Here is a 25,976-nt window from a genome sequence, read left to right on the forward strand (position 1 = left end):
GTTCAGGCGAATCGGGCGCGGAAACTTTCGGGTATCGGCGTGACTTCGCGGGTTGTGTAGTTGAAGAACACGAAGCCATATTTGGCCAGGGCAACGTGCTGGCCGCTGTCGGCTTTGGTGACCCGGAACACGAAGTCGCCGCCGTATTTGTTAAAGTCGATCAGGCCGACTTCAAAGCGGAGCATATCGGGGTAGAAGGATTCGCCCTGGTACATGGTGGCGAGGTCGGTGACGATGATGCCGGTGCCATCCTGGCCGCCCTCTTCAATGCCATATTCCACGAGGAACTGGGCGCGGGCTTCGGAAAGCATGGAGATCAGGGCGTCGTTGCCGAGGTGGTTGGCGCCGTTGATGTCGGTGATTCTGACGGGCATTCTGGTTTCGAAGCAGAAGGCGTTATCCGGGAAATCGAGTTTAATTCTGGCCACAGTCGGTTTTCCTGATCAAGTGCTGATGTCGTTGGCGCTGAATCATACGCTTCTGCTTGTGACTTCTCATCTTGCACTGGTATCAGGTATCTTGGTTCCTGCCCCGCGCTTCCAGGTATGGAGTAAGCGGCGATTGGGGGTGGGCTTTCCAGAACACGCTCCTTCGGCACATCCCTGTGACGCTTGGGCTCCGCCATCCATGGCTCCGCACAGTTCTGGAAAGCCCACCCCCAATCACCGTCCTTAGCTCCTGCGCGCGCCATAAAAACAGAAACATTCCGGGAGACTTATGGATATTCGCCCTGCTGCCACCCTGGCTCTGACTCGCGATACCGAAAACGGCATTGAAGTGCTCCTGTTGCAACGCACCTGGGAGGCGGTGTTCCTGCCGGGTTACTTTGTGTTTCCCGGCGGCGCAGTGAATGCGCAGGAGCCGGAGGGGCGGGCTCATGCCATCGGGATTGAAGACGCAGCCATCAGCCAGACCATGAGTCTGGACGAGGGCGGTGCGGATTATATGTTAGCGGCGGTTCGGGAGTGTTTTGAAGAGGCCGGGATTTTGTTGGCACAGGACGCTTCAGGCCAGTTGGTGGGGGCGAACCATGCGGTGCATGGTGAACGGTTGTCGCTGTTCAAAGAGGAGGTGTCGCTGGCGGAGTTATGTCAGAAGCACGGGCTGACGCTGCCACTGGACCGGTTGGCGTATCTGTCGCACTGGGTGACGCCGCCGGGGCCACCGCGTCGGTTTGATACGCGGTTTTTTGTGGCCGTGGCACCAGAGGGACAGGTGGCCGCGCACGATGGCCACGAGACTATTGATCATGCCTGGATTTCCCCCGCGCAGGTGCTGGAGGAACACCGGGCCGGGCGGCGGTTGCTGGGGCTGCCAACGATCCGGACCTTACGGGTGTTGTGTGATTTCAGCACGACCTCTGAACTGATGCGCTATGCCCACGCCAATCCGCCAGAAGCGTTTCCGACCGATCCCTGGCCCGCACTTCGTAAAGGCCAGCCGGTTTTGCTGGAGCCGAACGCACCAGCCTATGACGAGGCGGTAAAACTGGACCCGGAAGCTGCAGGTTCGGTGAAAGCGGAGATCACGCCGGGCGAACCGGTTGAGGTGGCCGCCGGCGTGGTGCGGCTGACGGCACCCAACCCGGGGATGATGACCGGCCCGGGCACCAATACTTACATTCTGGGTTTCGAGCGGTTCACAGTGATTGATCCGGGGCCGGTTAATGACGCCCATATTGAACGAATCCTGGAGCTGACCCATGGGCTGGTGGATCAGGTACTGGTAACCCACACCCATTCGGATCATTCACCGGCGGTGCGGTTGCTGAAGGAACGAACCGGCTGCCGGGTATTTGGCTGGCCGGCGCCGGAGGGCGCATCACAGGACAAGACCTTTATTCCGGATGATCAACCTGAGCACGAGGATTTGATCGCCACTGAAGCCGGGGTTCTGAAGGTGCTGCACACGCCTGGCCATGCGTCGAACCACCTGTGTTATCTGCTGGTCGACCAGGCGTTGCTGTTTTCCGGTGACCACATCATGCAGGGTTCCACGGTGGTGATTAATCCGCCGGACGGGGATATGAAAGCCTATGTGGAGTCGCTCTATGAGCTGCTTGAAGAGCCCGCCACGTTTATCGCGCCGGCCCACGGTTTCCTGATGGGGCAGCCGGAGGCGGTCATTGACTATCTGATCACCCACCGGCTATCCCGGGAGCACAAGATTTTCCGGGCGCTGGAGGCGCTGGCGCCGGTGCCACTGAAAGCCCTGACGGCGAAGGCCTATGATGACGTGCCCCCAGCGATTCATGGGCTGGCAGCGCGCTCAGCTCTGGCCCATCTGTTGAAGCTGGAGGCCGAGCACAGGGCATTCCAGAAGGACGATCTCTGGCATACCGTGCGCCCGGACTGAGTTCCGGGCTATTTCTTGGCGATTACCCAGACCGCATGAACAATGCCCGGAATATAGCCAAGAATGGTCAGCAGAATGTTGATCCAGAAATGTTTACCAATCCCCACCTGTAAAAAAACTCCTAACGGCGGTAACAAAATCGCAATCAGAATTCGCAAAAGGTCCATACAGTTCTCTCCCTGTCAGGCGTATAACAATTCACATCATTGCAAGATAACCCTGTTATACACAATAGGCCGGTCAATTTCGGCCCGGAATCATGAAAGTGGCATTAAAGGTTCGTCACAGCGGTATTCATGACTCTTTATGGACCCTAAGCTTGGGCCGTTTGGTCGGGTACTCGAGGACTTATGCTGTTTCAAAGATGTAAAAATTCTGTTTCGCACCACCTCATCGCTGGTTTATTGGTCATGCTGATGCCAGCGGCGTCTTTGGCGGAGGCTGGTAATACCCAAAGTAAAACACTGGTCGCCAGCCAGCTGGTGTCACAGCTGGCAGAGGACGAGAATGTCGAGGATGTGGTCCATTCGGAGCCACGACGGAGCAAAGCCAAGCGCATAGAGAACGCCGGGAGCGAGAGTGAGGAAGCGCCGGAATCCGCCACAGTGACAGAAAAGCCGGCTGAGGCATCGGTTGCCACACCCCGGGAGATTGCTCCAAATGTTGACCTGAAAGAGGTCGCGCCCATGCCTGAACCTACACCGGAGACCGACACTGCGGTGGAGACGGAAGGGCTGGCGGTGGAGCAAGCAGAACCGGCCACAGAAGCCAAACCAGACATCGTCGAGAAGCAGCCCGTACCCTCTGAAACCTTTGTCCTGTTGGGCAAAGAAGTGTTGCCTGGGACATCAACCCGCCTGGCCTGGTCGCCTAAAATCCAGATAGCCGGCTTGTCCCAGACAACACCGGTACTGGTTGTTAATGGCGCACACACCGGCCCCACGCTGTGCCTGACCGGCGCCATTCACGGTGACGAGCTTAACGGTATCGAGATTGTTCGGCGCACCATGTATGACCTGAACCCGGACAAGCTGAGCGGCCGGGTAATTGGCGTTCCCATTGTTAACCTGAGCGGTTTCCAGCAAGGCAGCCGATACCTGCCCGACCGGCGTGATCTGAACCGGCACTTCCCGGGCAGCCCCGATGGCTCCCTGGCGGATCGCATTGCCTATTCACTGTTCACCGACGTCATCAGCCATTGCGACATGCTGGTTGATATTCATACGGGATCGCTCAAACGCACCAATCTGCCGCAACTGCGAGCTGACATGAACAACCCGGACGTATCGGTGTTTACCCAGGGTTTTGACCGCATGGCCGTTGTCCATAGCTCAGGATCGCCCGGTATGTTGCGTTCTGCGGCGGTGGAGGCTGGTATCCGTGCGGTTACTCTGGAAGCTGGTGAGTCCCTGAGAATCCAGGAGCATCAGATTAAGGCCGGCGTGAACAGCCTGAACAGCCTGATGGAAAGACATCAGATGATTTCCCGCATGTTCGTGTGGGGTGATCCGGAACCCATCTACTACGACTCCATCTGGATTCGTGCCGAGCATGGCGGCATCCTGTTCAGCGATGTTGGGCTGGGCGACAACGTGTCCAAAGGTGAAATTCTGGGCTACGTTTCCGATCCGATCACCAATGAACAGCACCCCATACGCTCTGACGCCAATGGCCGGGTGATCGGCATGGCGGTAGATCAGGTGGTCATGGCAGGCTTTGCCGCCTACCACATTGGTACGGAGGCAGAAATTCCGGGAGAGTAGTATCCTGCGCGTTTGATGTACCAGCATTCGAGGGGTCTGTGTGGCTACAACAAATGCCGGGATACTGTCCCGAATCCCTGGCCTGGCCTATGTCGGTCTGGTTCTGACGCCGCTGTTCTGGGCCGGCAATGCAGTGGTAGCCAAAGGCACGGTGGCTCACATCCCACCACTGTCCATGTCGTTCTGGCGCTGGGTTATCGCTCTGGCGATTCTGTTACCTTTCGGTTTTCCGGGGCTCTGGCGCCAGCGGCATGTGGTCCGCCAGCATCTGGGCTCCATGCTGGCACTGGCCACCTTCAGCGTGGCAGCCTTTAACTCGCTGCTGTATTTTGCCGCCATCACCACCACCGCAACCAATATCGCCCTGCTCAATTCCACCATCCCGATTTTTGTGGCGCTGCTGTCCTGGATACTCCTGGGAGACCGGACCCGGCCGGTTCAGGCCCTGGGTATTGGCCTGGCCATTCTGGGCATTCTCGCGGTCGTGGCCAGGGGTGATCTCTCCGTACTGACCGGCCTGCAAGCACAGCCGGGAGATCTGATCATGGTCGCAGCTGTGTTCAGTTGGGGGCTGTTCTCCGTGCTGCTTCGGCGCCAGGCGGTGCCGCTGCCGGCACTGGCCTTTCTCACCGCGCAGATACTGCTGGGTACGCTGGTGATTCTGCCGTTCTTTCTGGTGGATGTCCTGTTCGTCAGCGGCGGCTTCGAGCTGTCGCAGAGTACCGTTCTGCCGCTGCTCTACTTTGCCATATTCCCGGGCATTCTGGCCTATGCTTTCTGGAACCACGGCGTACACAAAATAGGCCCTGCCAATGCAGCTATTTTCATGTACCTGACACCGGTGTTTGCCTCGGTTCTCGCCAGCGTATTTCTGGGCGAAAGCCTGGGCCTTTTCCACATCATTGGCGGCGTACTGATCCTTGCCGGCCTGCTGCTCGCCACCCGGGCCGGCCAGAAAAAACCGCTGTATCAGAGCTAGCCTTCAGGCCAAGCGTTGCGCCAACGCCATCTCGATGCGGGTCAAAACCTGCTCCAGAACCGCTCTGGGGCAGCCGATGTTCAGCCGCATGAAGCCGCTCCCGGGTTCGCCGAACGAGATTCCCGGGTTCATCCCCACCCCGGCTTCCTGCACAAAAAATCGCTTGAGCCCGACATCGTCCAGTGCCAGCTCCCGACAATCCAGCCACATCAGGTAGGTGCCTTCAGGCACCGATACCCGAAGCCCCGGCAACCGGTCGGTCACCTGCTGCACCACATAATCCCGGTTGGCCTGCAGATAAGTCATCAGCTGGTCCAGCCATTCAGCCCCGTGGCGATACCCGGCCTCGAAGCCGGCCACACTGAACGGGTTGCACTGGGGCAGATGCATGGAATCAAACACCGCTTTCATGGCCTTGCGCCGCTGTGCATCGGGAATCACCAGGGCCGAGAGCCCCAGCCCCGGCATATTGAAGCTTTTGCTGGGCGCAACGGCGGTGACCAGCGCATCGTCTGGGGCCGCAAGGGTGGCCAGTATTCGGTGGGCGGGCTTATCCCGGAAGGTCAGGTCACAGTGAATTTCATCGGAGATCACCACCAGTTGATACCGGCGGGCAATATCCAGCACCGCTTGCAATTCTGCCTCCGACCACACCCGGCCAACCGGGTTGTGGGGTGAGCAGAACATCAGGATTTTCGCCTCAGGCCGGGCAGCGCACTGTTCAAGATGGTGCAGATCCATGCGGTACTGGCCTGTTCGGTCATCCTGCAGCAGCGGATTTTCGATCACCTGACGTCCGCTCTGGCGCACCGAGCTGAAAAACGGCGGGTATACCGGCGGCTGAATGATCACACCTTCCCCCGGCTGAGCGTAGGCCATGCAGGCCGCATGCAGTGAGGGCACCACGCCTGGGGCCATCAGAATCCACTCACGTTCAATGTGCCAGCCATGCCGGGCGGCGAACCAGTCCATCATCGACTGATACAGGCTGTCCGGGAACAGGGTGTAGCCATACACCGGGTGTTCGGCCCGGGCTTTCAGTACTTGAGTCACGGCTTCCGGCGCGGCAAAATCCATATCCGCCACCCACACCGGGATAACATCCTCGCGGCCAAACACCGCCTTGCGGGCATCGAATTTCACGGAACAGCTGTGTTCCCGCACTACTGGCTGGTCAAAATCGGTCGTCACAGACATCCTCCTCCAGGCGATACCAACGGCTACTTGCCGAACAGATGCAGACTTGCGAACCTGTCGGTTTACCTGACGGCCCGCTTCGGAACTTTTTATGATCGCCCAAATCCTGTCCACGATGCTACCGGTGTTCCTGATCGCCGGTTGCGGTGCCCTCTATGGCCGATACCGAACACCGGACATTCAGGGCCTGAACATCCTGAACATGGAACTGTTTGTGCCCATGCTGGTGTTTGCCGTCCTCGCAGACCAGCAGGCGCCCTTGCAAGACTATGGTGGGCTCGCCCTGGCCGCATCCGTGGTGGTACTGGGCTCCGGCATTGTGCTGTACCCGATCGCCCGGGTGCTGAACCTGAACCTGAAAACCTTTCTGCCGCCCATGATGTTCAACAACTCCGGCAACATGGGCATTCCGCTGCTGGTGCTGGCCTTTGGCGAGGCCGCTCTGCCCGCAGCCATTGTGCTATTCATCGTGGAAATGCTGCTGCATTTTTCCGTCGGACTTTACATGCTGGACCCCCACACCTCCATCATTCGGCGGCTACGATTGCCCATTGTGTTTGCCAGCATCGCTGGCCTGGTGGTCAACTTCAGCGGCGTTGCCCTGCCCGGCTGGCTGCTGGAAACCCTGAACATGCTGGGTGGCGTCTGTATTCCGCTGATGCTGTTTGCCCTGGGGGTGCGCATGCTGGATGTGGATTTCAGTGACTGGAAGCTCGGCATGATCGGCGCGATCGCGTGCCCTGCCAGTGGTCTTTTGCTGGCCTGGCCGATGATTGCGCTGCTCGACCTTCCGGGCCTTCAGGTCGCCAGCCTCTGGGTATTTGCCGCCCTGCCGCCGGCGGTACTGAATTACATGGTGGCGGAGCAGTATCAGCAGGAACCCCATAAGGTAGCTTCGCTGGTATTATTGAGCAATCTTGGCAGCCTGGTGGTCATGCCGGTTGTACTGGGGCTGGTATTTGCCTCCGGCTACGTGTGAGTTGCTAAACGTCACAAGGAAGCGTTATCCATGTCTGAAGCGGTTGCCGTTGTTCGCGCGTCCCGCCCCAACTTTCTGGTTCTTGCCCCGCTGTGCGTTGGGCTGGGGCTGGCCATCGCCTGGCGTCAGGATAGCGCACCGGCACTGCTCGACACCCTGCTGGTATTCGTCGGTGCGGTGTTGGCCCATGCAGCGGTCAATCTGATCAATGAATACGAAGACTTTGCCTCCGGGCTCGACATGATCACCGCCCGCACGCCCTTCTCCGGTGGCAGCGGTGCCCTGCCGGACGTGCCCTCTGCGGCCCGCCGGGTGCTCTGGGCCGGGCTCAGTACGCTGGGGCTGGTGATGGCCATCGGTGGGTATTTTCTGTGGCTTCGCGGCTTGCCGATGTTGGTACTGGGTGCCGCCGGTGTCATCCTGGTGCTCACTTACACCCGCTGGATAACCCGCTCCCCCTGGCTCTGCCTGCTGGCACCGGGCATCGGCTTCGGCCCGGTCATGGTGCTGGGCACACTCATTGCCCTCGGTGCTCAGCTCGACACCACTGCTGTCATCTGCGCGAGCGTGGCGCTACTCCTGGTATGCGAACTGTTATTGATCAACCAGATTCCCGATGCCGAGGCCGATCGGAAGATTGGCCGGCGGCATCTGGTTATCACTTTGGGAGCACAGGATGCAAGCAAGCTGGTGGCGGGGCTGCTACTCGGTAGTTACCTGCTGATTATCGCGGCCGTATCCACTTCCGTGCTGCCACCCTGGAGCCTGCTCGCCCTCGCGCCTCTGCCGGCCGCACTCTGGATCAGCGTGAGCCTGCCTGGCGCTTTGCGCAGACCAGAGGCACTGAACCGGCTCCTGGGCCTCAACGTCGCGGTTCTTCTATCTACCCTGGCTCTTTTGATCATCGGGCTCAGCTTGTAAATTGAAAGACACTGACCCGGGAGCGCAACTGGCCAGCCAGCACCGCCAGGTCTCGGCTGCTAGCCGCCACCTGGTCTGACCCGGCCGAGGTTTCCAACGTGCCGTCGTGGATTCTGGCAATGTTCCGATTTACCTCTTCGGCGACCGAGCTCTGTTCTTCCGCCGCACTGGCAATCTGAGCGTTCATGTCGTTGATCGAAGCGACTTCCTCCCGGATTCTGACCAGAGCCGTTTCGGCTTCCGCGGTCTTTTCCACCGTCACCCGGGCCCGTTCACGGCTGCTTTCCATTTCACTGGCCGCCTCACCGGCACCGGCCTGCAATCGGCCGATCATATCCTGAATTTCACGGGTCGAGTCCTGGGTGCGTGAGGCCAGCGACCGAACCTCATCCGCGACCACGGCGAATCCACGGCCATGAGTACCTGCCCGCGCGGCTTCAATCGCCGCGTTCAGGGCCAGCAGATTGGTTTGCTCAGCAATACCACTGATCACTTCAATAATTTTCTCGATGTTGCTGCTGTCCTGGGAAACCCGGTTCACAGACGCCGCCGCCTGTTCAAGCTTGTCGGCCAGCTCGGTGATGGACGCTGCGGTTTGCTTCACCACCAGATTGCCCGTTTCGACTTCGGTATCCGCTTTGCGGGTTGCGGTCGCGGCATTGGCGGCAAAACCGGCGACTTCGTTGACCGTAGCCGCCATCTGATTGACCGCTGTGGCCATCTGCTCAGCCTCGGCGGCCTGCATGCGAATTTGCTGGCTGTTATTGTCAGAGGTGCTCTCAAGCTGGCTGGAAGCCGACGACAACTCTTCCGAGGCTGAGCGAACTTCCCGAATGATGCCGGTCAACCGCTCAATGGTATCCACCAGTGCGCCCATGACACTGCCCGGATAGCGGGTCTTGAGGCTTTGAACCAGTTGCCCGTCTGCCAACTGCCGGATTGCCTCGGCCACTTCCTCAGGCTCCGCGCCCAGTACACGTTTGAGCTGGCGGATAATGAAAAATGCGATCAAGACGCTCAGCAACACCGACACACCGGTGAAGGAAAGAATCATAGTATTGAACCCGCTCGCGGCGGCACGCACTTCATCGAGGTCCGACGCAACCGTGTCTTCCTGATAATCGATAAACGCGTTTACGCTCGCAAGCCATTTGCTGTAGGCCGGCGATACCTGAGTCAACAGAAACTGCCGGGCAGCTTCCGGGCTATTGTTATTGCGCAGGTCAATCAAGTCCTCCGTCAGTGCCAGAGTCTGACTTTCAATCGACTCAATGGCTCTCAGCAACTGCCGTTCGTTATCGGTTGCACCCTGTTCGCGAAACAACTGCGCCATACTGTCTGCGTTCTCCCGGTACATGGCCGCCAGGCCTTCTATGTCCCGCAGGTGCTTGCGCAGCTCGGTATCGCTGCTGACCAGAACAGCATCCCGGATGGAAATCGCCCGATCATGGACGCTGCCCCGAAAGTTAATGGCATACCGTTGCTTGAGAGACGCACCCTCGTTCACGGAGGTCAGGGTTTTATCAATGAACCCGACCTGATGATTGCCGACAATACTGACCAGCACCAGCAGCGATACGATGAGACCAAATCCTAACGCAAGGCGTTTTGCTACGGTTAACTGGCCAGTCATAACAGCACTCCGAATATTTGTTAAGTGACAGGTATTACGATTGGCAAAAGGAATAGATTGGATAGATTTGAAAGGTTTTGTGAATGATTTGTGTAATGAAAATACCGATGCCTTCCTAAGCAGGTGTTTTACTTGCAACTGTTTAGAATTTGGCCGATGGTTAGGAGCAAATCTGCCCGGTTTCGTTAATGATATGGAGGTCTGTCCATGAGCGTTATGCTCCTTTTACTCAGCGCCCTGGTGCTGATCTATTTCAGCATCGGTGGCAAAACTGCCGCCATCGTGATGTCTGTGGCCACCGTGATTGGCGTCGCCCAGGATGACTGGCACCTTCTCAGCTTCCTGATTGGCGGCCTGCTGCTGGCTCTGGCCCTGTTGGTTACCCTCCCCGGCGACCTGCGCCTGGACAAGCTCAGCCGACCGTTACTGGGCTGGGTTCGGGGGCGCTTGCCCAAGCTCTCGGATACCGAACAAGAGGCTCTGAAATCCGGATCGGTCGACTGGGACGGGGAACTGTTCTCCGGCAAGCCGGAATGGAACAAACTGCTCGATGCCGCGCCGGCTCATCTCACCAGCGAAGAACAGGCGTTTCTGGACGGCCCGGTGGAAGAGCTGTGCAAAATGCTGGACGACTGGCAGATCACCCATGAGCATTATGATCTGCCCGACAAGGTGTGGAAATTCATCCGCAGCAAAGGCTTCTTCGGCCTGGTGATCCCAAAAGAGGATGGCGGCCTGGGCTTTTCCAACACCGCCCACTCCGAAATCGTGATGAAAATCTCTACCCGCAGTGTCTCCGCGGCGGTGACCGTCATGGTGCCCAACTCCCTGGGCCCCGGCGAGCTGCTGATGCACTACGGCACCGACGAGCAAAAACAGCACTACCTGCCGCGCCTGGCCGGTGGTGACGAAATCCCCTGCTTTGCCCTGACCTCGCCGGTGGCCGGCTCCGACGCCGGGGCCATCCCGGATAAAGGCATCGTTTGCAAGGGCCAGTGGAACGGCAAAGAAGTGATGGGCCTGAAGGTCACCTGGAACAAGCGTTACATTACCCTGGCACCCGTCGCTACCCTGATTGGCCTGGCCATCAAGGTTTATGACCCGGAGCATTTGCTGGGTGAGCAGGACGACATTGGCGTTACCTGCGTGCTGGTGCCCCGTGACACCGACGGCGTGAACGCCGGTACCCGGCATCTGCCCATGAACACCGTGTTCATGAATGGGCCGACCTGGGGCACCGAAGTGTTCATCCCCATGGACCAGGTGATCGGCGGCCAGGATATGCTCGGTAAAGGCTGGACCATGCTGCTGGAGTGCCTGTCTATTGGCCGCTCCATCTCCCTGCCCGCACTCGGCACCGGCGCCGGCAAACTGGCCAGCCTGGCTACCGGCTCATACGCCTACACCCGGGAACAGTTTGGCCGCACCATCAGTCAGTTTGAAGGCGTGCAGGAAGCCCTGGAACCCATCGCCGGCTACACCTACATGATGGATGCCGCGCGTTTGCTCACCGTTGGCATGCTTGATCGCGGCGTGCGCCCGGCCGTGCCCTCGGCCGTCTTGAAGTACCGCAACACCGACCTGATGCGCGAAGTAATCAACCACGCCATGGATGTAGTGGCTGGCCGTGGCGTTATTACCGGCCCCCGCAACTTCCTGGCGCGGGCCTATCAGGCCGTACCCATTGGCATTACCGTCGAAGGCGCCAACATCCTGACCCGCAGCCTGATGATCTTCGGCCAGGGCGCCATCCGCTGCCATCCGTTCATTGTTGAGGAAATCGAAGCGGCGGGCATGGAAGATCAAGACAAGGCCGCCAAAAAATTCGACGGCATCTTCTATCGCCACCTGGCCCACACTACCCGCAACGCCCTGCGCTCGTTTGTACTGGGCCTGAGCAAGGGCTGGCTGGAAACCGCACCTCGGCACGGCGAGATCCAGCAATATTACCGCCAGCTGGGCCGATTCTCAGCCGCTTTTGCGATGATGACGGATGTCACCCTGCTGACCGTTGGCGGTGGCCTGAAAGCCCGCCAGCGATTGTCTGGCCGGATGGCCGACTGCCTGGTGCATCTGTATTACGCCACCGCCGTGATCAAGCAGTGGCACGAAGAAGGCTACCCGGAAGACCAGCGGGATCTGGTGGAATGGAGCCTGCAAACCTGCCTGCACGACCTGCAAGTTGCCATGCGTGAAGCCATCATCAACTTCCCCGTGGCCGCGCTGCGCTGGCCGCTGCGACTCATCGTATTCCCGCTGGGCGCGACCGGCCTGAACGGCCCGGATGACAAACTGGGCGCGCGGGTAGCCGCCACGATTGTGGATGATACCCCGGTGCGCCAGCGCATCAGTCGCGGCACCTTCGTGAATCTGGACCCGGACGATCCGCTGGGGCGCGTGCTCAATGCCTATAAACTCGCCAATGAGACCGCCGGCATGCGCCAACGCCTGCATGAAGCGATTCGCAGCCGCGACGAAGACGAGCTGGATGGCATTGCCTTGCTGATGGGCCACCAACGCAAAGAACTGGTGGACTGGGCCTGCGCCCAGGGCATTGTCACCGCGGATGAGTGCCCGAAACTGGAAGAAGCGCTGACCGCCCTGTACGACGTCATCCGCGTGGATGCCTTCGACGCCGATGGCCTGAAAGCCCTGGCCAAAGGTGCGAAGGGCAAGCGCAAGGTGGTTGAGCGGCCAGCAAAACATTAACCCGGGTTGTCAGCCGGAGCAGAAGTTACTGCTCCGGCCTGGCTATCGGGTATGGCGGCCATGGGGTCACTTCCGCCCACATAAATGCGACCAGAAAGCATTGCTACAATGTCCGAGGATTTCATACCGAGCGTCATTCTAAAGGTGTGGGAAAAATGGGAGGAATCCGCAAAGCCTGCGGCAATCGCAGACTCCGTCAGTGAGGCGCCCCGCTCTATCCCGGTAAAAGTCACAAACAAACGGTGCCACTGCCGATAACGTCTTACAGGCACGCCGACCTCAGCACGGAACAACTCGACCAATCGCGACACCGACAGATTCACTGCGCTCGCCAGCTCCTCCACCGACACATTGGTGGCGACCTCTGACTGAATCAGTTCCACCACCCGGGCCACTCTGGGCTCCGTCGTCGGATAGGCCCAAGCCCCCGGATTGATCAGGGATTCCAGCCTGTCATAGGTATCCGTAGCCGTGGTCGGCGCGGAATAAAGCGATGAAAGCCAGTGTTTGAGGTGTTGTTCGTCCTCAAGGCCCGAGTAAACCCCTGCCTCGTGCCTGGCCATGCGTTGCGACAATAGTCGGAAATCTCTTCCCAGCGCATCCAGATAACACGCAGCCACCAACTGGCCACCAGTGTCGATCCTGACGTTTTTGCCTGGTGCGATCATCAGCGCGTGCTCATGCCAGACAGACTGCGTATCCGGCAGGGCCAACTGTACTGGCCCCTCAATTCCAACCACCAGCGATGCGGCGGCCTGGCAGAACTCAATAGGTTGCGACAGGCGCCCCACGAACAACGTGCGCCGGGGCCAGAGATACAGCAGATCTGAAAGCGGATTTTTCATGGGCATCGGTATTTGCCCACGACGATCAGGCAGCGGGCAAACGGTTTCTTGTTGTTGTCTGTTTGGCCCAGTTTATAGGCATAACGCAACAATCACTTCAGGAAGATGTCTGTTACGTGATCATATCGGGCCTTTTTTTCGTTAACGCGTCCACTCGTCAGTTCTTACAAGCGCGGTGGCCCGGTCCATGGGTAGATTCGAGCTGCATGATTAAAAGCAGTCCTCCTCATAACAAAGATAAAATGGAACGACACCATGAACCCATGGATCAAAAGCGCCATTGTTGCGCTGATACTCAGCATTTCTCTGCCGGCACAAGCCGGATTCTTCGATTGGCTCTGGGGCTCAAAAAACAAGGGGGCAACCAAACACCCCATTGTGCTGGTTCCTGGCATTTTCGCCTTCGACACCATTGCCGGCATTGATTACTGGTACCGGATTCCGGGCGCTCTGGAAGATGAGGGAGCCACAGTTTACGTGCCCAAAATCAACGCATTCGACAGCTCGTCCATGCGTGGTGAACGGCTGATCCAGCAACTGGATGCCATACGCGCCGCATCGGATGGTCGCATCACCCGGTTTAATCTGATCGGCCACAGCCAGGGCGGAATCACCGCACGCTATGTGATGAACGTTCGGCCCGACCTGGTGGCTTCCGTGACAACCCTGCACTCGCCCCACAAAGGCTCACCGCTGGCCGACGTGTTGACTGGCACCGCGCCGGAAGGCTCGTTACGGGGCGTCGGTTTTGAAACCCTGGCGAACACGGTGGGCAACCTCGTCAATCTGTTATCGGCCAACAAAGCCGACCGTTCCGATATCTACGCTATGCTCTCGGAATTCAACAAACCCGGGGCCGCCGCCTTCAACAACCTGTTCCCTGCGGGTGTTCCCACCTCCGACTGCGGCCAGGGCCCGTCCAGCGTTAACCTGTATGGCCACCCCATCCGCCTCTACTCATGGAGCGGAACCGCCCGATTCACCACCGGCCTGGACCCCTCAGACACCCTGTTCGGCCTCACCAGCCTGGCCATTCCAGGTGCCAGCGATGGCGTCACCGGCCGTTGCTCCAGCCACTTCGGGCAGGTGATTCGCGACGATTACTCCATGAACCATATCGACGTAAACAACCAGGTGCTTGGCATGGTGTCCCTGTTTGAAACCTCACCCCTGACCCTGATGCGCAACCACGCCAGACGCCTGAAAAACGCTGGCCTGTAAACCAACGTCCCGGCGGGCCCGAGCGCCGGCCGGGCTGCATGCCATCGACCCTGGAAGCGATATGAACAAGCGCAACACATTCATTCTGAGCGCCGGGCTGGTGGTGATCATCGGTGCCCTGGCTCTGAACCACGCCGGCCCCACCGCGATGCCGTATCCAACCTCAGACGCGCAGGGCGCCCAGAGTGACAAACCCATAGTTCACAGCCTGGCACGCAAGAGCGACAACGCCTCAGAGGCAGCGAACCTGCCACCGGAACTCATCGGACTGGAGCCAGAAATACCCGTCTCCCTGGATACCAACGGTCACCTGATCCCGGATCGTCGCCTGCGCATCCTGTTCGACTTTCACCTGGCCAACCTGGACCGGGAACCCATGGACCGCGTGCTGAGCCGGATACGGGCTTCCCTGAATAACCGATTGACGGAGCCCGCCCTGAGCCAGGCCCTGGAATTACTCAGCCAATACGTCGACTACCGGCTGTCACTCACCGAACTGGACCAATCGCTCCCACCCGGACTGGATGATCAAGGCTTTGATCTCAAGGCGTTAAGAATGCGCCAGCAAACCCTGCAGTCGATACGTGCGAAACACTTCACCCCACAAATACAGGCGGCCTTCTTCGGCGAAGAAGCACAGCTTGATGAATTCACGCTGTCAAAGCTGGAAATTGAACAGAACACAGCGCTCACCGAGCAGCAAAAGGTCCGGCAATTGGCACAACTCGAAAGCACCTTACCGGACACCGTGCAGCAAACCCGAACCCGGGGCATGATCAACGCAGACGTGTTTGAAAAGACAGAAACAATGAGAAGCAAGGGCGCAACCGACGCCGACATCTTCCAGCTCAGAGCCCGGAACCTGGGCGAGACCGCAGCCACCAATCTGGCGCAGCTGGATCATCAACAGCAGCAATGGCAACAGCGGCTCCACCACTATCACCGGGAAAAAGCCAGCCTCGAAAACGCGGGCCTGAGCGGACAAGACCAGCAAGCCGCCCTGAGCCAACTGCAACAACAGCTCTTTACTGGCCCAGAGCAACTAAGGGTCAGGGCGCTGGATGCTGATGCTCAGCGCTCTCTGACCGCAACCCGCCCCGAATAGCTTCATCCACCAGCCAACGTCGCAGTAGCTGAATGCCCCGCTCCTGCCGCCGGCTGGTCTTCCAGGCAAAGTAAAACTTATCACCCGTCACCACCGAGTGCGCCGGTAGCCGAACAAAATCCTCGGAATCCTTACGGGTACTGAGCATGTAATCATTCGTCAATGCAATGCCCTGATGAAACCGAGCCGCCTCCAGCGCCAGCAGCATATGACTGAAATGCTGAACCCGGGCACCGGACGGCAACGGCTGATTCGCATCCCGATACCACGCCTGCCAATCGCCAGCCGGCTTGTCGAAAATACTGTGTGTGGAAAGCAACGGGAAACGGGCAATGTCATCAGAGCTCACCGGGCTCTCACCCCGCCCCTCCGGCGCCACATCCCGCCCCAGCTCCCGGCGGATACGCTGCCAGTAATCCTGACTGCACACCGGAAACAACCGCTCCTCATACAGCAGATCGTAACTGTAGGCGGGTGAATCCCGATGAATCGTAATAAAACAATCCGCCACCCGATCCGACAACACCGGATTCTCACTGCTCATCTCCAGGGCCAGATCAATCTGCGGATGCAACCGCTGCAAATCCGGCAACCTCGGCACCAGCCACCGCACCGCAAACGAACTGAACACCGACAACCGCAACCGCGACTCCTCATGCCCCAACAACTGCTCACTGGCCCGCTCGATCTGCAACAACGCAGAACCAATAGCATCAAAATACTGCCGCCCCTCATCCGTCAACGTCACCTTCCGTCCCGAACGCCAGAACAGGCGCTCACCCAAATAGGTTTCCAGCTGTTTGATCTGGTGGCTGACCGCACTTTGGGTGATAGCCAGCTCTTCAGCGGCCTGGGAAAAACTGTTCAGCCGTGCCACGGCTTCGAACACGGGGAGGGCTTTGAGGGGTGGCAGTTTCATGTATCTAATTTTCTAATAGCTAATGAAGAATGATCATTTTATCGGATAGTTAAGCACAGATAGACTCCCACTCACAGCTTAAGGAGATGCTTGGTCAGGTTGCTTCCGAAAATGCTTGGAGCCATGGATGGCGGAAAGCAAGCGTACATGGATGTACTCGCAGCGGTTTTCGGAAGCAACCTGACCAAGCATCTCTTGCACCGAAGCCAGAGACAAGCAACAACAGGAGCAAAGAAGTGTCAGGCAAAACCGTCAACAGCGCGATCCTTCTGCTGGTCATCGGCAACGCCATGGCCCTGATCTCAGACGTCTTCATCAAACTCCTGGAACCGAACGCACCGATCTTCCAGTTCGCCTTCCTGCGCTGCCTCCTGACCCTGGCCTTCCTGCTGCCCCTGGCCAAACAACTCGACCGCCAACACCTGTTCAGCGGCCTCAAAATCCATGCCCTGCGCGCTCACATCCACCTTGCCGGCATCGTGTGCATGGTCATCGCCCTCACCAACCTGCACCTGGCCACCGCCAACGCCATCTTCTACGCCGCGCCCATACTCGTCATGGTGCTGTCGGTGTTCCTGTTCCGGGAGAAGCTCACGCCCCTGAGCGTGGTCGCCGTCTTCAGCGGGTTCACCGGCATCATCGTTATCCTGCGCCCGGTGGAATTCAACTGGGCCGTAATCGCCGCACTGGGCTCTGCTTTTGCCCTGGCCATCAACGCCGTAATGGTGCGCCAGCTGCCCGAAGAACAAAGCACCGTGCACAAACTGTTTCTGAATTACGTGCTGATCGTGCCAGCTGCGGCCGCACTGGCGTGGTGGGAAGGTGCCAGCTGGAATGGGGAGATCCTGTTCAGCGCTGCCGGCTCCGCGCTGTTCATTCTGGGTTACAACATCACCGTCTTGCTGGCCTACAAACAGGTAGACGCCAACCAGGTCACCAGCGCCGAATACACCGGGCTGATCTGGGCGGTGGGCATCGGCTGGATCTGGTTTGGCGAAGTGCCGGACCTATGGTTCCTGGCCGGCAGCACCATGATCGTGGTGCCTCTGGTACTGATCGGCCTGCGCCACCGGCGCCGCTCGCCGGCACGGGGCTTTAACCCCGCCAGCCGGCAAGACGGCCAAGCCGCCCAAGTTACCGGCGCGAGTGATCCAGCAGTATCTGGGTATCCCTGATAATCCGGGCGACCCGATGCTCAGGTGCCAGCCGGTCGTTGTGGCTGAAATAAGCCCGGTAACCGTCCCGGTAATGGTGGTGATCCTTCCGGTCCCGGTAACTATTCCGGTCACGATAGGCATTCCTGTCACGATGGTGATCTCGATCACGATCCCGGTACTCATGGCGATCACGACGGTCATGCCGGTGCTTCTTGCCATAATGGCGGTCGTCTCTGTCACGCCATTCGGATCTCAGAAATTTCTTCTGTTGACCCGGCGGTAATGCCTTACCACGCTCCAGCTGCTTCTGGATGTCCGGAGGGTTGCCTTCACCACGATAGCCGTCGGCTTGTGCCACACCGGCAAAACCCAGCGCGGCCATCAATACACCGCTGATCAGAACTCTTTTCATGATAACGCTCCTATCCGTTAACCGACCGGATTCATGCTACACGGAGACATTCCGCAGAGCCTTTCCGTCAGATTACCGAATAGAAGGACGATGTCAGCGCCTGAAGCCCGGCTTTGCACAAGCTTTACCCAGGTTGACACTTAACGGCCGGAACGCTCTACAGGCTCGGCATTCTTAAGAAGGGATTCAATCTCAAAGGTATGACAGCAGTCATCACCCAGGGCTCGAAGCGACTCCGCAAGACGCAGGAGGTACTCAGAATTGGGACCGCTCGGCCCCGAGGCCCGGGCAATCTGACGAGCAATCTCCGCTTCCGGGGCCTCGCCCAGAAACGCCTCATTGTCTTCCGTGGCGATGTACACCAGGCCCTCCGCGTGGCTGCCGTTATCGAAGGTCATGGTGGTACTGAAGCGCAAATAGCCGTTCTTCTCCCGCACATCCAGATACTCAAACACATTGGGCGACACCCGGTACGCCACGCCCTTACAGACAGCCCCGGGCTGCTCAATCAGGGTGACCACCCTGCCTGGTGCTTCCGGTGTGCCCCGATGGTCATGGGAGCCCTGCCAGAACCGCCTGGCCCAGCCACGAATCGATGCAGGCCGCTGCTCCAGAAAGGGAAAATCCACCTTGTAGATCAGGGAGCCGTAACCAAACAACCAGACCGAATCGATGCCGGCAAAGTTGTAGCGGGAGCGATTGTGGTCAATGGTGTTGGCGGGCATAGTCGTTCCGGGTTCCCATAATAAGTCGAGGTGTGTCAGATACCCTGCGTGCTGGCAATAAATCCGGCAATACCGGTGAGCACGATTTCCGCCGCCATCGCCGACAGAATCAGGCCGCTGATCTTCGACATGATGTTCAGGCCGGTTTTGCCCATGGCCCGCTCCAGATAACCGGACAGGCGCAGCAACACGGCCAGTATCAACAGTCCGGACACCAGCCCCAACAGCCCGCCAGCCACTTCATGCACGGCCTTCAATTCCGCGCCATACACCAGAATGGCACCGATGGTGGCGGGGCCAATCATCACCGGTATGGCCAGCGGCACCACGGCAATGTCATCACGATCTTCGTCAGGCAAACCGGTAGCGTGGTTGCGGGTGCCACTGTTAACCAGGCTGATCGCTGTCAGGAACAGCAGGCTGCCAGCACCAATCCGGAACGAATTCAGAGTAATGCCGATGGCGCTGAACAACAACGGGCCGGCAAAGAACAGCACTACACCCAGAATAAACGCTGAGATACAGGCACGGCGAATGATTGAAGCCTTCTCGGCCGCCGGCAGGCCCCGGGTCAGCGCCAGGAACATGGTGACCACAAAGAACGGCGCCAGCAGGAACAAAAAGCGAATGGTACTGCTGATGTAAGTGGAGAAAAACGTCTCAAGCATTCTGGCAAATCCGGCAAGGGGGTTAAAGCCGGTAAGCATAGCGCCTGGGGCTTGGTTCTGCCGTAAGGAAGAGAACCTATTTATCGCAAAAACAGATGCCTGCAGCCATCACTAGCGCTTGATGGAAGGCTTGCGCGGCTTCGAGGGTTTGCCCTTGGGGCCGGTTTTGCGCCCCCCGGATTTCGGGCTGCCCGGCTTGCCAGCGGGCCGACCGGGGCCCGTTCCGGCTCCTTTGCCTCGCCCTTTGACGGGAGGTCTACCAGGCGCCTTGCCGCCGCGACCAGCCGCTGGTTTGCCCCCGGGCTTTGCACCGGCCCTTGCCGGTTTACCGCCGGCGCCCTGGCGTGAGCTTTTCTGGTTAGCGGACTTCTTCCTGGGCTTGCTGGAGACCCCTTCTGCCGCCTCGGATGACGAATCGCGAATGGCATCAAACAGGGTTTGAAGCTCCTGTTCAGTCAGATCGCGCCAGGCCCCCATGGGCAACCCCCGAAGGCTGACATTCATGATCCGGACCCGCTCCAGCCTGGTCACCTCATAGCCGAAATACTCGGCCATGCGCCGGATCTGGCGGTTCAGGCCCTGCACCAGCGTAATGCGGAAAACAAACCGGGACACCTGTTCCACCGGACAACGCTTGGTCATCGTACCCAGAATCGGCACGCCATTGCTCATGCCCTCAACAAACTCCCGGGTAACCGGCTTGTCGACCGTCACCAGATACTCTTTCTCGTGGTTGTTGCCGGCCCGCAGGATCTTGTTAACCAGATCGCCGTTGCTGGTCATGAAAATCAGCCCCTGGGAATCTTTATCCAGACGGCCGATGGGGAAAATCCGCTCACTGTGGCCGACAAAGCGCTGAATGTTGTCTTTCTCCGCACTGTCGGTGGTACTGACCACACCCACCGGTTTATTCAGCGCAATAAAAATCAGGTCTTCTTCATCCCGTGGCTCCACCAGCTGGCCATTCACCTTCACGGTGTCGCCGGGCAGCACCTGATCTCCCACCTGAGCCCGGCGGCCATTGATATGGACATTACCCTGCTCAATGTAGCGATCAGCATCGCGCCGGGAACACATCCCGCTCTCGCTGATGTACTTGTTCAAACGGGTGGATGTCCTGGTGACCATAAAGCCCTGCCGAAAACAGATGGTGAAATAACGTACGGGATGCACAATGCAACCCGCGCATCATCCCATCGGGATGCCGTCAGGGCAACCGCCGGCCATCAGCCTGATTTTTTGCGGCGGAAGGGATAGAGCAACTGGCCAAGATAGGAACCGGGAAGTTTTTGCGTCGTGCCGTAACGGGCAGGCCAATGCTCTTTCGGAAAGTGATAGGAGCCAAACAAACGGTCGAACAGCACTGTGTGCGCTGAATAGTTGGTATCGATGGCCGGCTTTTCCGAACTGTGGTGCCAATGGTGAAACTGTGGCGTTACCAGCAGGTACTTGAGTGGTCCCCAGGGAATGTTCAGATTGCTGTGGATGATGATGGCCTGCAGCGCGGCAAAGGTTACGTAGATGTCCAGGGCCTCCTTGCTGGCACCCATCAGGTACAAGACCAGCATGACCAATCCACGCTCAATGAAGATCTGAACCACATGCGCCCGCGAACCTGCCAGCCAGTCCATGGTTTCCACCGAATGGTGGACCGCATGAAACAACCACAGCCGCCGGACTTCATGGAATACCCGGTGCTCCCAGTACAGAACAAAGTCGGCAACCAGAATCAGCAGTGCAACCTGTAACCACAAGGGCATACCCTGAATAATCGCCTGTAGGCTGTCACTGGCAACCCATTCAAAGTGGGTCACCAGAAAGTTGCCAAACAGCAGTACCGCCGAAATCAGCAAGTGGTTCAGGCAGAAGTAAAAGAAATCCAGACCCCACTGATCCCGCAGAATGACCTGCTCCCGGTACTTCGGAAAGAGTTTCTCGAGGCTGGTAAACACGATGGTTGAACCAAGAAACGCAAGAATGAGCCAGTCCACACCCAACGACAGCGGTTTCGGTTCCACCGGGCCAACCGGCACGTTGTAGCCACCCAGCGCAAACGCGATCAGCGTCATGCCAATACCCGCGGCACCAAGCCGTTTACGCCGATCAAGAATAAAGGTGGTGATGCCAAAAAACAGGGAAAACCACATACCGTACTTCAATATTTCCTGAAGCGCCTCGGCATCATAAACAGCACGAAGATCCGTGGTAGTCAGGTAGGAGGGGAAAAGGTAGGCGAGTACAGCCGCCAGGCTCAAGCCGCCGAGAAATATTGAAAAATAACCGGGGATTCGTCCATTCCGGAACCGCAGTTCTTTTTCCGGGCGGGGTTCAACAACTCGTTCGCGGTACTGATAACCGGCGTCGTGTTCTGTGTTCATGCGTTCCCTGCAAAATATTGAAGTCGTCAGCATCCGCCCTGCTTAGTGGCGATGGTACCTGCTGCGATGCCTTGTCCGTTGGCTCGCGGCGCTAATGATATTTCAGGACGAGTTCAACTGCCAGCGGCTATCTGGAATTCACGCCACCTGATCTCAAACCCAAAAGCCCGGAGCTTTATAGGTCCGGGCTTTGCAGTTCAAGGGTTCGAATAAGACTAACCCGCCAGGGCGGGCTCGCTGCCCTGTTCCATCACTTCCGCGGCTTCACACACATACTGCGCGGCATCAAAGCGGCGGGTCTGCTGCCGGAACTGCCAGGTAAAGCCCGGCCACAAGGTGGTGTTCTTGCCGTTCTCGTTCACATACCAGCTCTTGCAGCCGGTCTGCCACACGGAATCGCCCAATTTGGCGTGAATGGAGGCGTTGTACTGGCTGTACGCCTCCTCCTTGACTTCCACGCTCTTCCAGCCCCGGTGCTGCATTTTCTTCAGGGCGTCCAGCACGTACTGCACCTGGGATTCGATCATGTACACCATGGAACTGTGGCCCAGACCGGTGTTCGGCCCCATCAGCATGAAGAAATTCGGGAAGCCGGCCACCGTGGTGCCCTTGTAGGCCTGAGCGCCTTCACGCCAGGCATCGAGCAGATCCTGGCCACCTCGTCCGAAAATTGTGCCCCGAGGAATCGGCTCCTGAGCCTTGAAGCCTGTGCCATAGACGATGCAGTCCACTGCCCTCTTGGCACCCTTGCTATCAATAATGACGTTACCCTTTACCTCGCGGATACCGTCGGTCAGCACATCCACATGGTCCTGATCCAGCGCCGGGTAATAGTTGTTGGAGATCAGCACCCGCTTGCAACCGAAGTGGAAATCCGGCGTGACTTTTTTGCGCAGCTCCTTGTCCTTGATCTGGTTGCGGATATGGCGACGCGCCTGCAGTTCACCGATTTTCAGGATTCGGGGATTGCCGACAAAGCCCAGTACTCGGGCTTCCAGCATCCAGTAAACGCTCTGACGGAACGCGTTCAGAGTTTGTGGCATCTTGCGAAACATCATCCGCTCCAGCGGACGAATCTCACGGTCCGGCTTGGGCATGATCCACGGCGGCGTACGCTGGTACAGATCCAGATGCGCGGCATCCTTGGCGATCTCGGGTACGAACTGGATAGCCGAGGCGCCGGTACCGATCACCGCAACCCGCTTGCCACGGAAATCGTAATCATGATCCCAGTTCTGGGAGTGGAAACGGGTGCCGGTAAACGTGTCCATGCCTTTGATGTCCGGGTAGGCCGGCGTGCTCAGGCCACCCATGCCAGACACCAGGACTTCCGCACGCAGTTTGCGGAACTTCGGCAGGGCTTTATCGCTGCGATCCAGCGAATCACCGGGCTTCAGGCCCTTTTGTTCCATGTACGCCCAAAGTGCAGGGGCGTCGCAGCTTTCGATGGTCCATGCGGAGGTTTTTTCATCCCAGCGGGCACCGGCCACGTGGGTATTGAGCTGGATGTGCTCCATCAGGCCGTACTTTTCGGCACAGTGGCGCAGGTAGGCTTTGATTTCGGGCTGGGGCGCAAACATTCGGCTCCAGTTGGGGTTCTGTTCGAAGGAGAAGGAGTAGAGCGCAGACTGAACGTCGCAGGCGCAGCCGGGATAGTGATTCTCGTGCCAGGTGCCGCCCACATCGTCGCTTTGTTCAAGGATGACAAAATCGTGAAATCCCGCTTCTTTGAGTTTGATGCCCATGCCGAGACCGGAGAAGCCGGTGCCGATAATGGCGATTTGTGCGGTGTGTGTCATTGCTGCGCTCCTGTGTGGCCTGTTTAGCCTTGCCTGTTATTGTCTGGGTGGTCATCATGACCGGTATACACATGTATACCGTCACGGGTAGACACTTGTATACTCCGGTTCGGGTGTTTGGCCCCGGGTGACTGATTGTTGGCCTGTGTGGCCTCTGGGTTGGGTGCTCGGTTCGCCGCTAGCTTGGGTAGATGGGATTGGCTGGCCCTTTGCTTGTGGTGTTTGGTTGGTTTGGGGATGGCTTTCCAAAACACGCTCCTTCGGCACATCCATGTGACGCTTGGGCTCCGCCATCCATGGCTCCGCACAGTTTTGGAAAGCCATCCCCAAACCAACCTTTAAACTTATATGACGGCCGTCTCCTGGATGCGGAATCTGAGAAGACATGCATACTCATTTGTTAGAGAGGCCGGACGGTGGGCCTTGTTCACAGACTGTTGAAGGCCAGGGATGGCCTGAAACAAGCGCACAGGGATGTGCTCGTAGCGTGTCTGTGAACAAGGCCCACCGTCCGGTCCAACTCCAGATTTAGAGGCTTAAATGCAAACACTGGCCGGCGGAAAACTGAAACTGGTTCAGGCCGCACTGAGGTTGATTACCGAAACGCGGAGCCTGACATCACTGGGGTTGCGGGAGCTCGCCCGTGAGGCGGGGTTGAATCCGAATACCTTCTATCGGCACTTCAAAAGCCTGGACGAATTTGGGCTGCAGGTACTCGGGTATATCGCAGAGGATATGAAAGCCGGTGTGCGGCAACTGCGACAGATGGCGGATTCCTCCGAACAGGCGTCTCATGACACCGTGGCGTTTGTGTATCACTACTTTCTCGCCAACCCGGCCGCCACCACCGTTGCCGTTCGGGAACTGCACGGCCCATCACCTCTGTTGCGCCGCGCGCTCGAGGCTCAGCTCAATGCCAGTGCACGGGAGATGGCCGAGGATATTATCGAGCGCGGGCTGGTACCGGGTGTTGAGGAACCGGTGGTGCATGAAATTTCCCACATGACCATTCGCTACATCCTGTTCCGGGCCATGGACTATATCGAAAAGCCCGAACAACGAAAGCGTATTCAGCAGGAGACGGAGCGGTTTATTAACCGGCAGTTCCGGGGAGCGCTCACAGAAGGATTGCCTGAATCGGCGATTATTGCGTTTGCCAAAGCCGCACCCTGACACCAAATTTGCGACGCCTGCGCCAGGCTCTGTGTGCCCCAGTGCACAATGTACAATAAGTAACATGTTATCGCTTTTTGTCATTTAGGGTCGCCTTTAGTCTTCCGGCTGTCACCAACAAGGACTAAGGAAGACGTTGAAATGTTAGGAAAAATGACAGCCTGCATCCTGACGGGACTGCTGCTGAGTGGCTGCGGCGGGGGCAGTGAGGACTCCAGTACAGGTGCAGAACAAAACGCTCGGCCGGTCCTGGCCAGTTCCCCTGCGAAGGCTATCGCCAACCTTCCCTATGAATACCATCCGGCTCTGTCAGGCGGCGTAGAAGCCGAGAAGTATCAGTCCAATGACCTGCCCGAATGGGCAACGCTGGATGAAGCCACCGGGGCGATCATCGGCACCCCGGGCTCCGACGATGTCACCGCCTATCACCCTTTCCAACTGTCGGTGACCGTTGACGGAAGTACCTTCCGTTTTGATCAGGCACTGTCGGTGCTGCCTACCGAGAGCTACCTGCCGAATAACGCAGTCGACTTTCACATCACGGATTACGACGGTAATCGCCGGCCCGTTCGGAATGATCTCACCGGCGGTAATCTGATCGGCGAAGTGATGTTCGCTCAATCCCACACGGTCCTGCCCAACGGCAACTATCAGGCCGATTCCGGCGACGAAACCCGGAGCACCTACCGGCCGCGACTGGTCGCACTGCGTGAAGCTCTGCTGCTGTTTACACCGGATACCGACGACGAACCGGTATCCGTGGATGTGCAACTTGCTATCAACGGCGAACCGGTTGGCACCTATGCCATGGCTCATCCCAATGCCCTGCCCGCCTCAGACCACGAAGGCCGGCACCGCATCGAGTACTCCACCCGGGCCTGGAGCCTGCGCTTGCCGTGGGAGCAGGTGCGCAACGGCCTGTCACTGACCTTCACCACCAACAAGAATGCCCCCGACGCGGCAACCGGCACGCTGGCCGCTGCGGCCATCGACATCGGCGAAGCCAGCCAGATTGTCTTCTAATCGATTCGGCTGGGC

General features: G+C 58.4%; 23 protein-coding genes. 11 read left to right on the forward strand and 12 right to left on the reverse strand.

The window, feature by feature from the left end; genetic code table 11:
• Window positions 1–2: 2 nt before the first annotated feature.
• Entirely contained in the window at window positions 3–428 is a 426-nt protein-coding gene (locus QPL95_RS04470; protein ID WP_303289806.1) for a thioesterase family protein, read from the reverse strand.
• Window positions 429–717: 289 nt separating this feature from the next.
• On the opposite strand from QPL95_RS04470, the gene QPL95_RS04475 reads away from it, so the two are divergent.
• Window positions 718–2,355: an MBL fold metallo-hydrolase gene (locus QPL95_RS04475; RefSeq protein WP_303289807.1), complete on the forward strand. Its 1,638-nt coding sequence runs from the start codon at window positions 718–720 to the stop codon at window positions 2,353–2,355.
• A gap of 8 nt (window positions 2,356–2,363) precedes the next feature.
• Here the strand turns inward: QPL95_RS04475 and QPL95_RS04480 are convergent, their stop codons facing one another.
• The gene (locus QPL95_RS04480) at window positions 2,364–2,522 is read right to left on the reverse strand and encodes a YqaE/Pmp3 family membrane protein (protein WP_004581060.1); all 159 of its coding nucleotides are present in this window, start codon (window positions 2,520–2,522) and stop codon (window positions 2,364–2,366) included.
• Between the two features lie 183 nt (window positions 2,523–2,705).
• Between QPL95_RS04480 and QPL95_RS04485 the strand changes: the two genes are divergently transcribed.
• A complete protein-coding gene (locus tag QPL95_RS04485) occupies window positions 2,706–4,118 on the forward strand; it encodes a succinylglutamate desuccinylase/aspartoacylase family protein (RefSeq protein ID WP_303289808.1) in 1,413 nt (470 codons plus the stop codon).
• Window positions 4,119–4,158: 40 nt separating this feature from the next.
• Complete coding sequence (locus QPL95_RS04490) at window positions 4,159–5,097, forward strand: DMT family transporter (RefSeq protein WP_303289809.1); 939 nt, start codon at window positions 4,159–4,161, stop codon at window positions 5,095–5,097.
• A 3-nt stretch (window positions 5,098–5,100) separates the two neighbouring features.
• On the opposite strand, the gene QPL95_RS04495 is transcribed toward QPL95_RS04490, so the two are convergent.
• Entirely contained in the window at window positions 5,101–6,294 is a 1,194-nt protein-coding gene (locus QPL95_RS04495) for a MalY/PatB family protein (RefSeq protein ID WP_303289810.1), read from the reverse strand.
• Between the two features lie 91 nt (window positions 6,295–6,385).
• Between QPL95_RS04495 and QPL95_RS04500 the strand changes: the two genes are divergently transcribed.
• Together QPL95_RS04500 and QPL95_RS04505 are read left to right on the forward strand one after the other, a co-directional pair.
• The gene (locus QPL95_RS04500) at window positions 6,386–7,273 is read left to right on the forward strand and encodes an AEC family transporter (RefSeq protein WP_303289811.1); all 888 of its coding nucleotides are present in this window, start codon (window positions 6,386–6,388) and stop codon (window positions 7,271–7,273) included.
• A 30-nt stretch (window positions 7,274–7,303) separates the two neighbouring features.
• A complete protein-coding gene (locus QPL95_RS04505) occupies window positions 7,304–8,194 on the forward strand; it encodes a prenyltransferase (RefSeq protein ID WP_303289812.1) in 891 nt (296 codons plus the stop codon).
• Here QPL95_RS04505 and QPL95_RS04510 read toward each other — a convergent pair.
• Window positions 8,184–9,827: a methyl-accepting chemotaxis protein gene (locus tag QPL95_RS04510; RefSeq protein WP_303289813.1), complete on the reverse strand. Its 1,644-nt coding sequence runs from the start codon at window positions 9,825–9,827 to the stop codon at window positions 8,184–8,186. The genes QPL95_RS04505 and QPL95_RS04510 overlap by 11 nt on opposite strands.
• 207 nt (window positions 9,828–10,034) lie before the next feature.
• On the opposite strand from QPL95_RS04510, the gene QPL95_RS04515 reads away from it, so the two are divergent.
• Window positions 10,035–12,536: an acyl-CoA dehydrogenase gene (locus tag QPL95_RS04515; RefSeq protein ID WP_303289814.1), complete on the forward strand. Its 2,502-nt coding sequence runs from the start codon at window positions 10,035–10,037 to the stop codon at window positions 12,534–12,536.
• Here QPL95_RS04515 and QPL95_RS04520 read toward each other — a convergent pair.
• The gene (locus QPL95_RS04520) at window positions 12,533–13,387 is read right to left on the reverse strand and encodes an AraC family transcriptional regulator (protein WP_303289815.1); all 855 of its coding nucleotides are present in this window, start codon (window positions 13,385–13,387) and stop codon (window positions 12,533–12,535) included. The two genes, QPL95_RS04515 and QPL95_RS04520, sit on opposite strands and share 4 nt — an antisense overlap.
• Window positions 13,388–13,636: 249 nt before the next feature.
• Between QPL95_RS04520 and QPL95_RS04525 the strand changes: the two genes are divergently transcribed.
• Together QPL95_RS04525 and QPL95_RS04530 are read left to right on the forward strand one after the other, a co-directional pair.
• A complete protein-coding gene (locus QPL95_RS04525) occupies window positions 13,637–14,602 on the forward strand; it encodes a triacylglycerol lipase (protein ID WP_303289816.1) in 966 nt (321 codons plus the stop codon).
• Between the two features lie 61 nt (window positions 14,603–14,663).
• Entirely contained in the window at window positions 14,664–15,707 is a 1,044-nt protein-coding gene (locus QPL95_RS04530) for a lipase secretion chaperone (RefSeq protein ID WP_303289817.1), read from the forward strand.
• Here QPL95_RS04530 and QPL95_RS04535 read toward each other — a convergent pair.
• A complete protein-coding gene (locus QPL95_RS04535) occupies window positions 15,652–16,626 on the reverse strand; it encodes a LysR family transcriptional regulator (RefSeq protein WP_303289818.1) in 975 nt (324 codons plus the stop codon). The genes QPL95_RS04530 and QPL95_RS04535 overlap by 56 nt on opposite strands.
• 236 nt (window positions 16,627–16,862) lie before the next feature.
• Between QPL95_RS04535 and QPL95_RS04540 the strand changes: the two genes are divergently transcribed.
• A complete protein-coding gene (locus tag QPL95_RS04540) occupies window positions 16,863–17,801 on the forward strand; it encodes a DMT family transporter (RefSeq protein WP_303289819.1) in 939 nt (312 codons plus the stop codon).
• Here QPL95_RS04540 and QPL95_RS04545 read toward each other — a convergent pair.
• The 6 genes from QPL95_RS04545 to QPL95_RS04570 all read right to left on the reverse strand — a co-directional run bounded on the left by QPL95_RS04545 (window position 17,761) and on the right by QPL95_RS04570 (window position 23,765).
• Complete coding sequence (locus tag QPL95_RS04545) at window positions 17,761–18,195, reverse strand: hypothetical protein (protein WP_303289820.1); 435 nt, start codon at window positions 18,193–18,195, stop codon at window positions 17,761–17,763. The two genes, QPL95_RS04540 and QPL95_RS04545, sit on opposite strands and share 41 nt — an antisense overlap.
• Before the next feature lie 140 nt (window positions 18,196–18,335).
• On the reverse strand, window positions 18,336–18,920 hold the full coding sequence (locus QPL95_RS04550) for a gamma-glutamylcyclotransferase (protein WP_303289821.1): 585 nt from the start codon (window positions 18,918–18,920) through the stop codon (window positions 18,336–18,338).
• 35 nt (window positions 18,921–18,955) lie between these two features.
• The gene (locus tag QPL95_RS04555) at window positions 18,956–19,588 is read right to left on the reverse strand and encodes a MarC family protein (RefSeq protein WP_303289822.1); all 633 of its coding nucleotides are present in this window, start codon (window positions 19,586–19,588) and stop codon (window positions 18,956–18,958) included.
• A 111-nt stretch (window positions 19,589–19,699) separates the two neighbouring features.
• Entirely contained in the window at window positions 19,700–20,716 is a 1,017-nt protein-coding gene (gene rluF, locus QPL95_RS04560; RefSeq protein WP_303289823.1) for a 23S rRNA pseudouridine(2604) synthase RluF, read from the reverse strand.
• A 98-nt stretch (window positions 20,717–20,814) separates the two neighbouring features.
• On the reverse strand, window positions 20,815–21,966 hold the full coding sequence (locus tag QPL95_RS04565) for a sterol desaturase family protein (RefSeq protein ID WP_303289824.1): 1,152 nt from the start codon (window positions 21,964–21,966) through the stop codon (window positions 20,815–20,817).
• A gap of 215 nt (window positions 21,967–22,181) precedes the next feature.
• Window positions 22,182–23,765, reverse strand: a complete 1,584-nt coding sequence (locus QPL95_RS04570; RefSeq protein ID WP_303289825.1) for an NAD(P)/FAD-dependent oxidoreductase — start codon at window positions 23,763–23,765, stop codon at window positions 22,182–22,184.
• A 540-nt stretch (window positions 23,766–24,305) separates the two neighbouring features.
• Between QPL95_RS04570 and QPL95_RS04575 the strand changes: the two genes are divergently transcribed.
• Both QPL95_RS04575 and QPL95_RS04580 read left to right on the forward strand, forming a co-directional pair.
• Window positions 24,306–24,938, forward strand: a complete 633-nt coding sequence (locus QPL95_RS04575; RefSeq protein WP_303289826.1) for a TetR family transcriptional regulator — start codon at window positions 24,306–24,308, stop codon at window positions 24,936–24,938.
• A 153-nt stretch (window positions 24,939–25,091) separates the two neighbouring features.
• Window positions 25,092–25,961 (forward strand): putative Ig domain-containing protein, encoded by an 870-nt coding sequence (locus QPL95_RS04580; protein ID WP_303289827.1) that lies wholly within the window; start codon window positions 25,092–25,094, stop codon window positions 25,959–25,961.
• Window positions 25,962–25,976 lie beyond the last annotated feature (15 nt).

Source organism: Marinobacter sp. SS5-14b, assembly GCF_030541005.1.
Lineage (GTDB): Bacteria > Pseudomonadota > Gammaproteobacteria > Pseudomonadales > Oleiphilaceae > Marinobacter.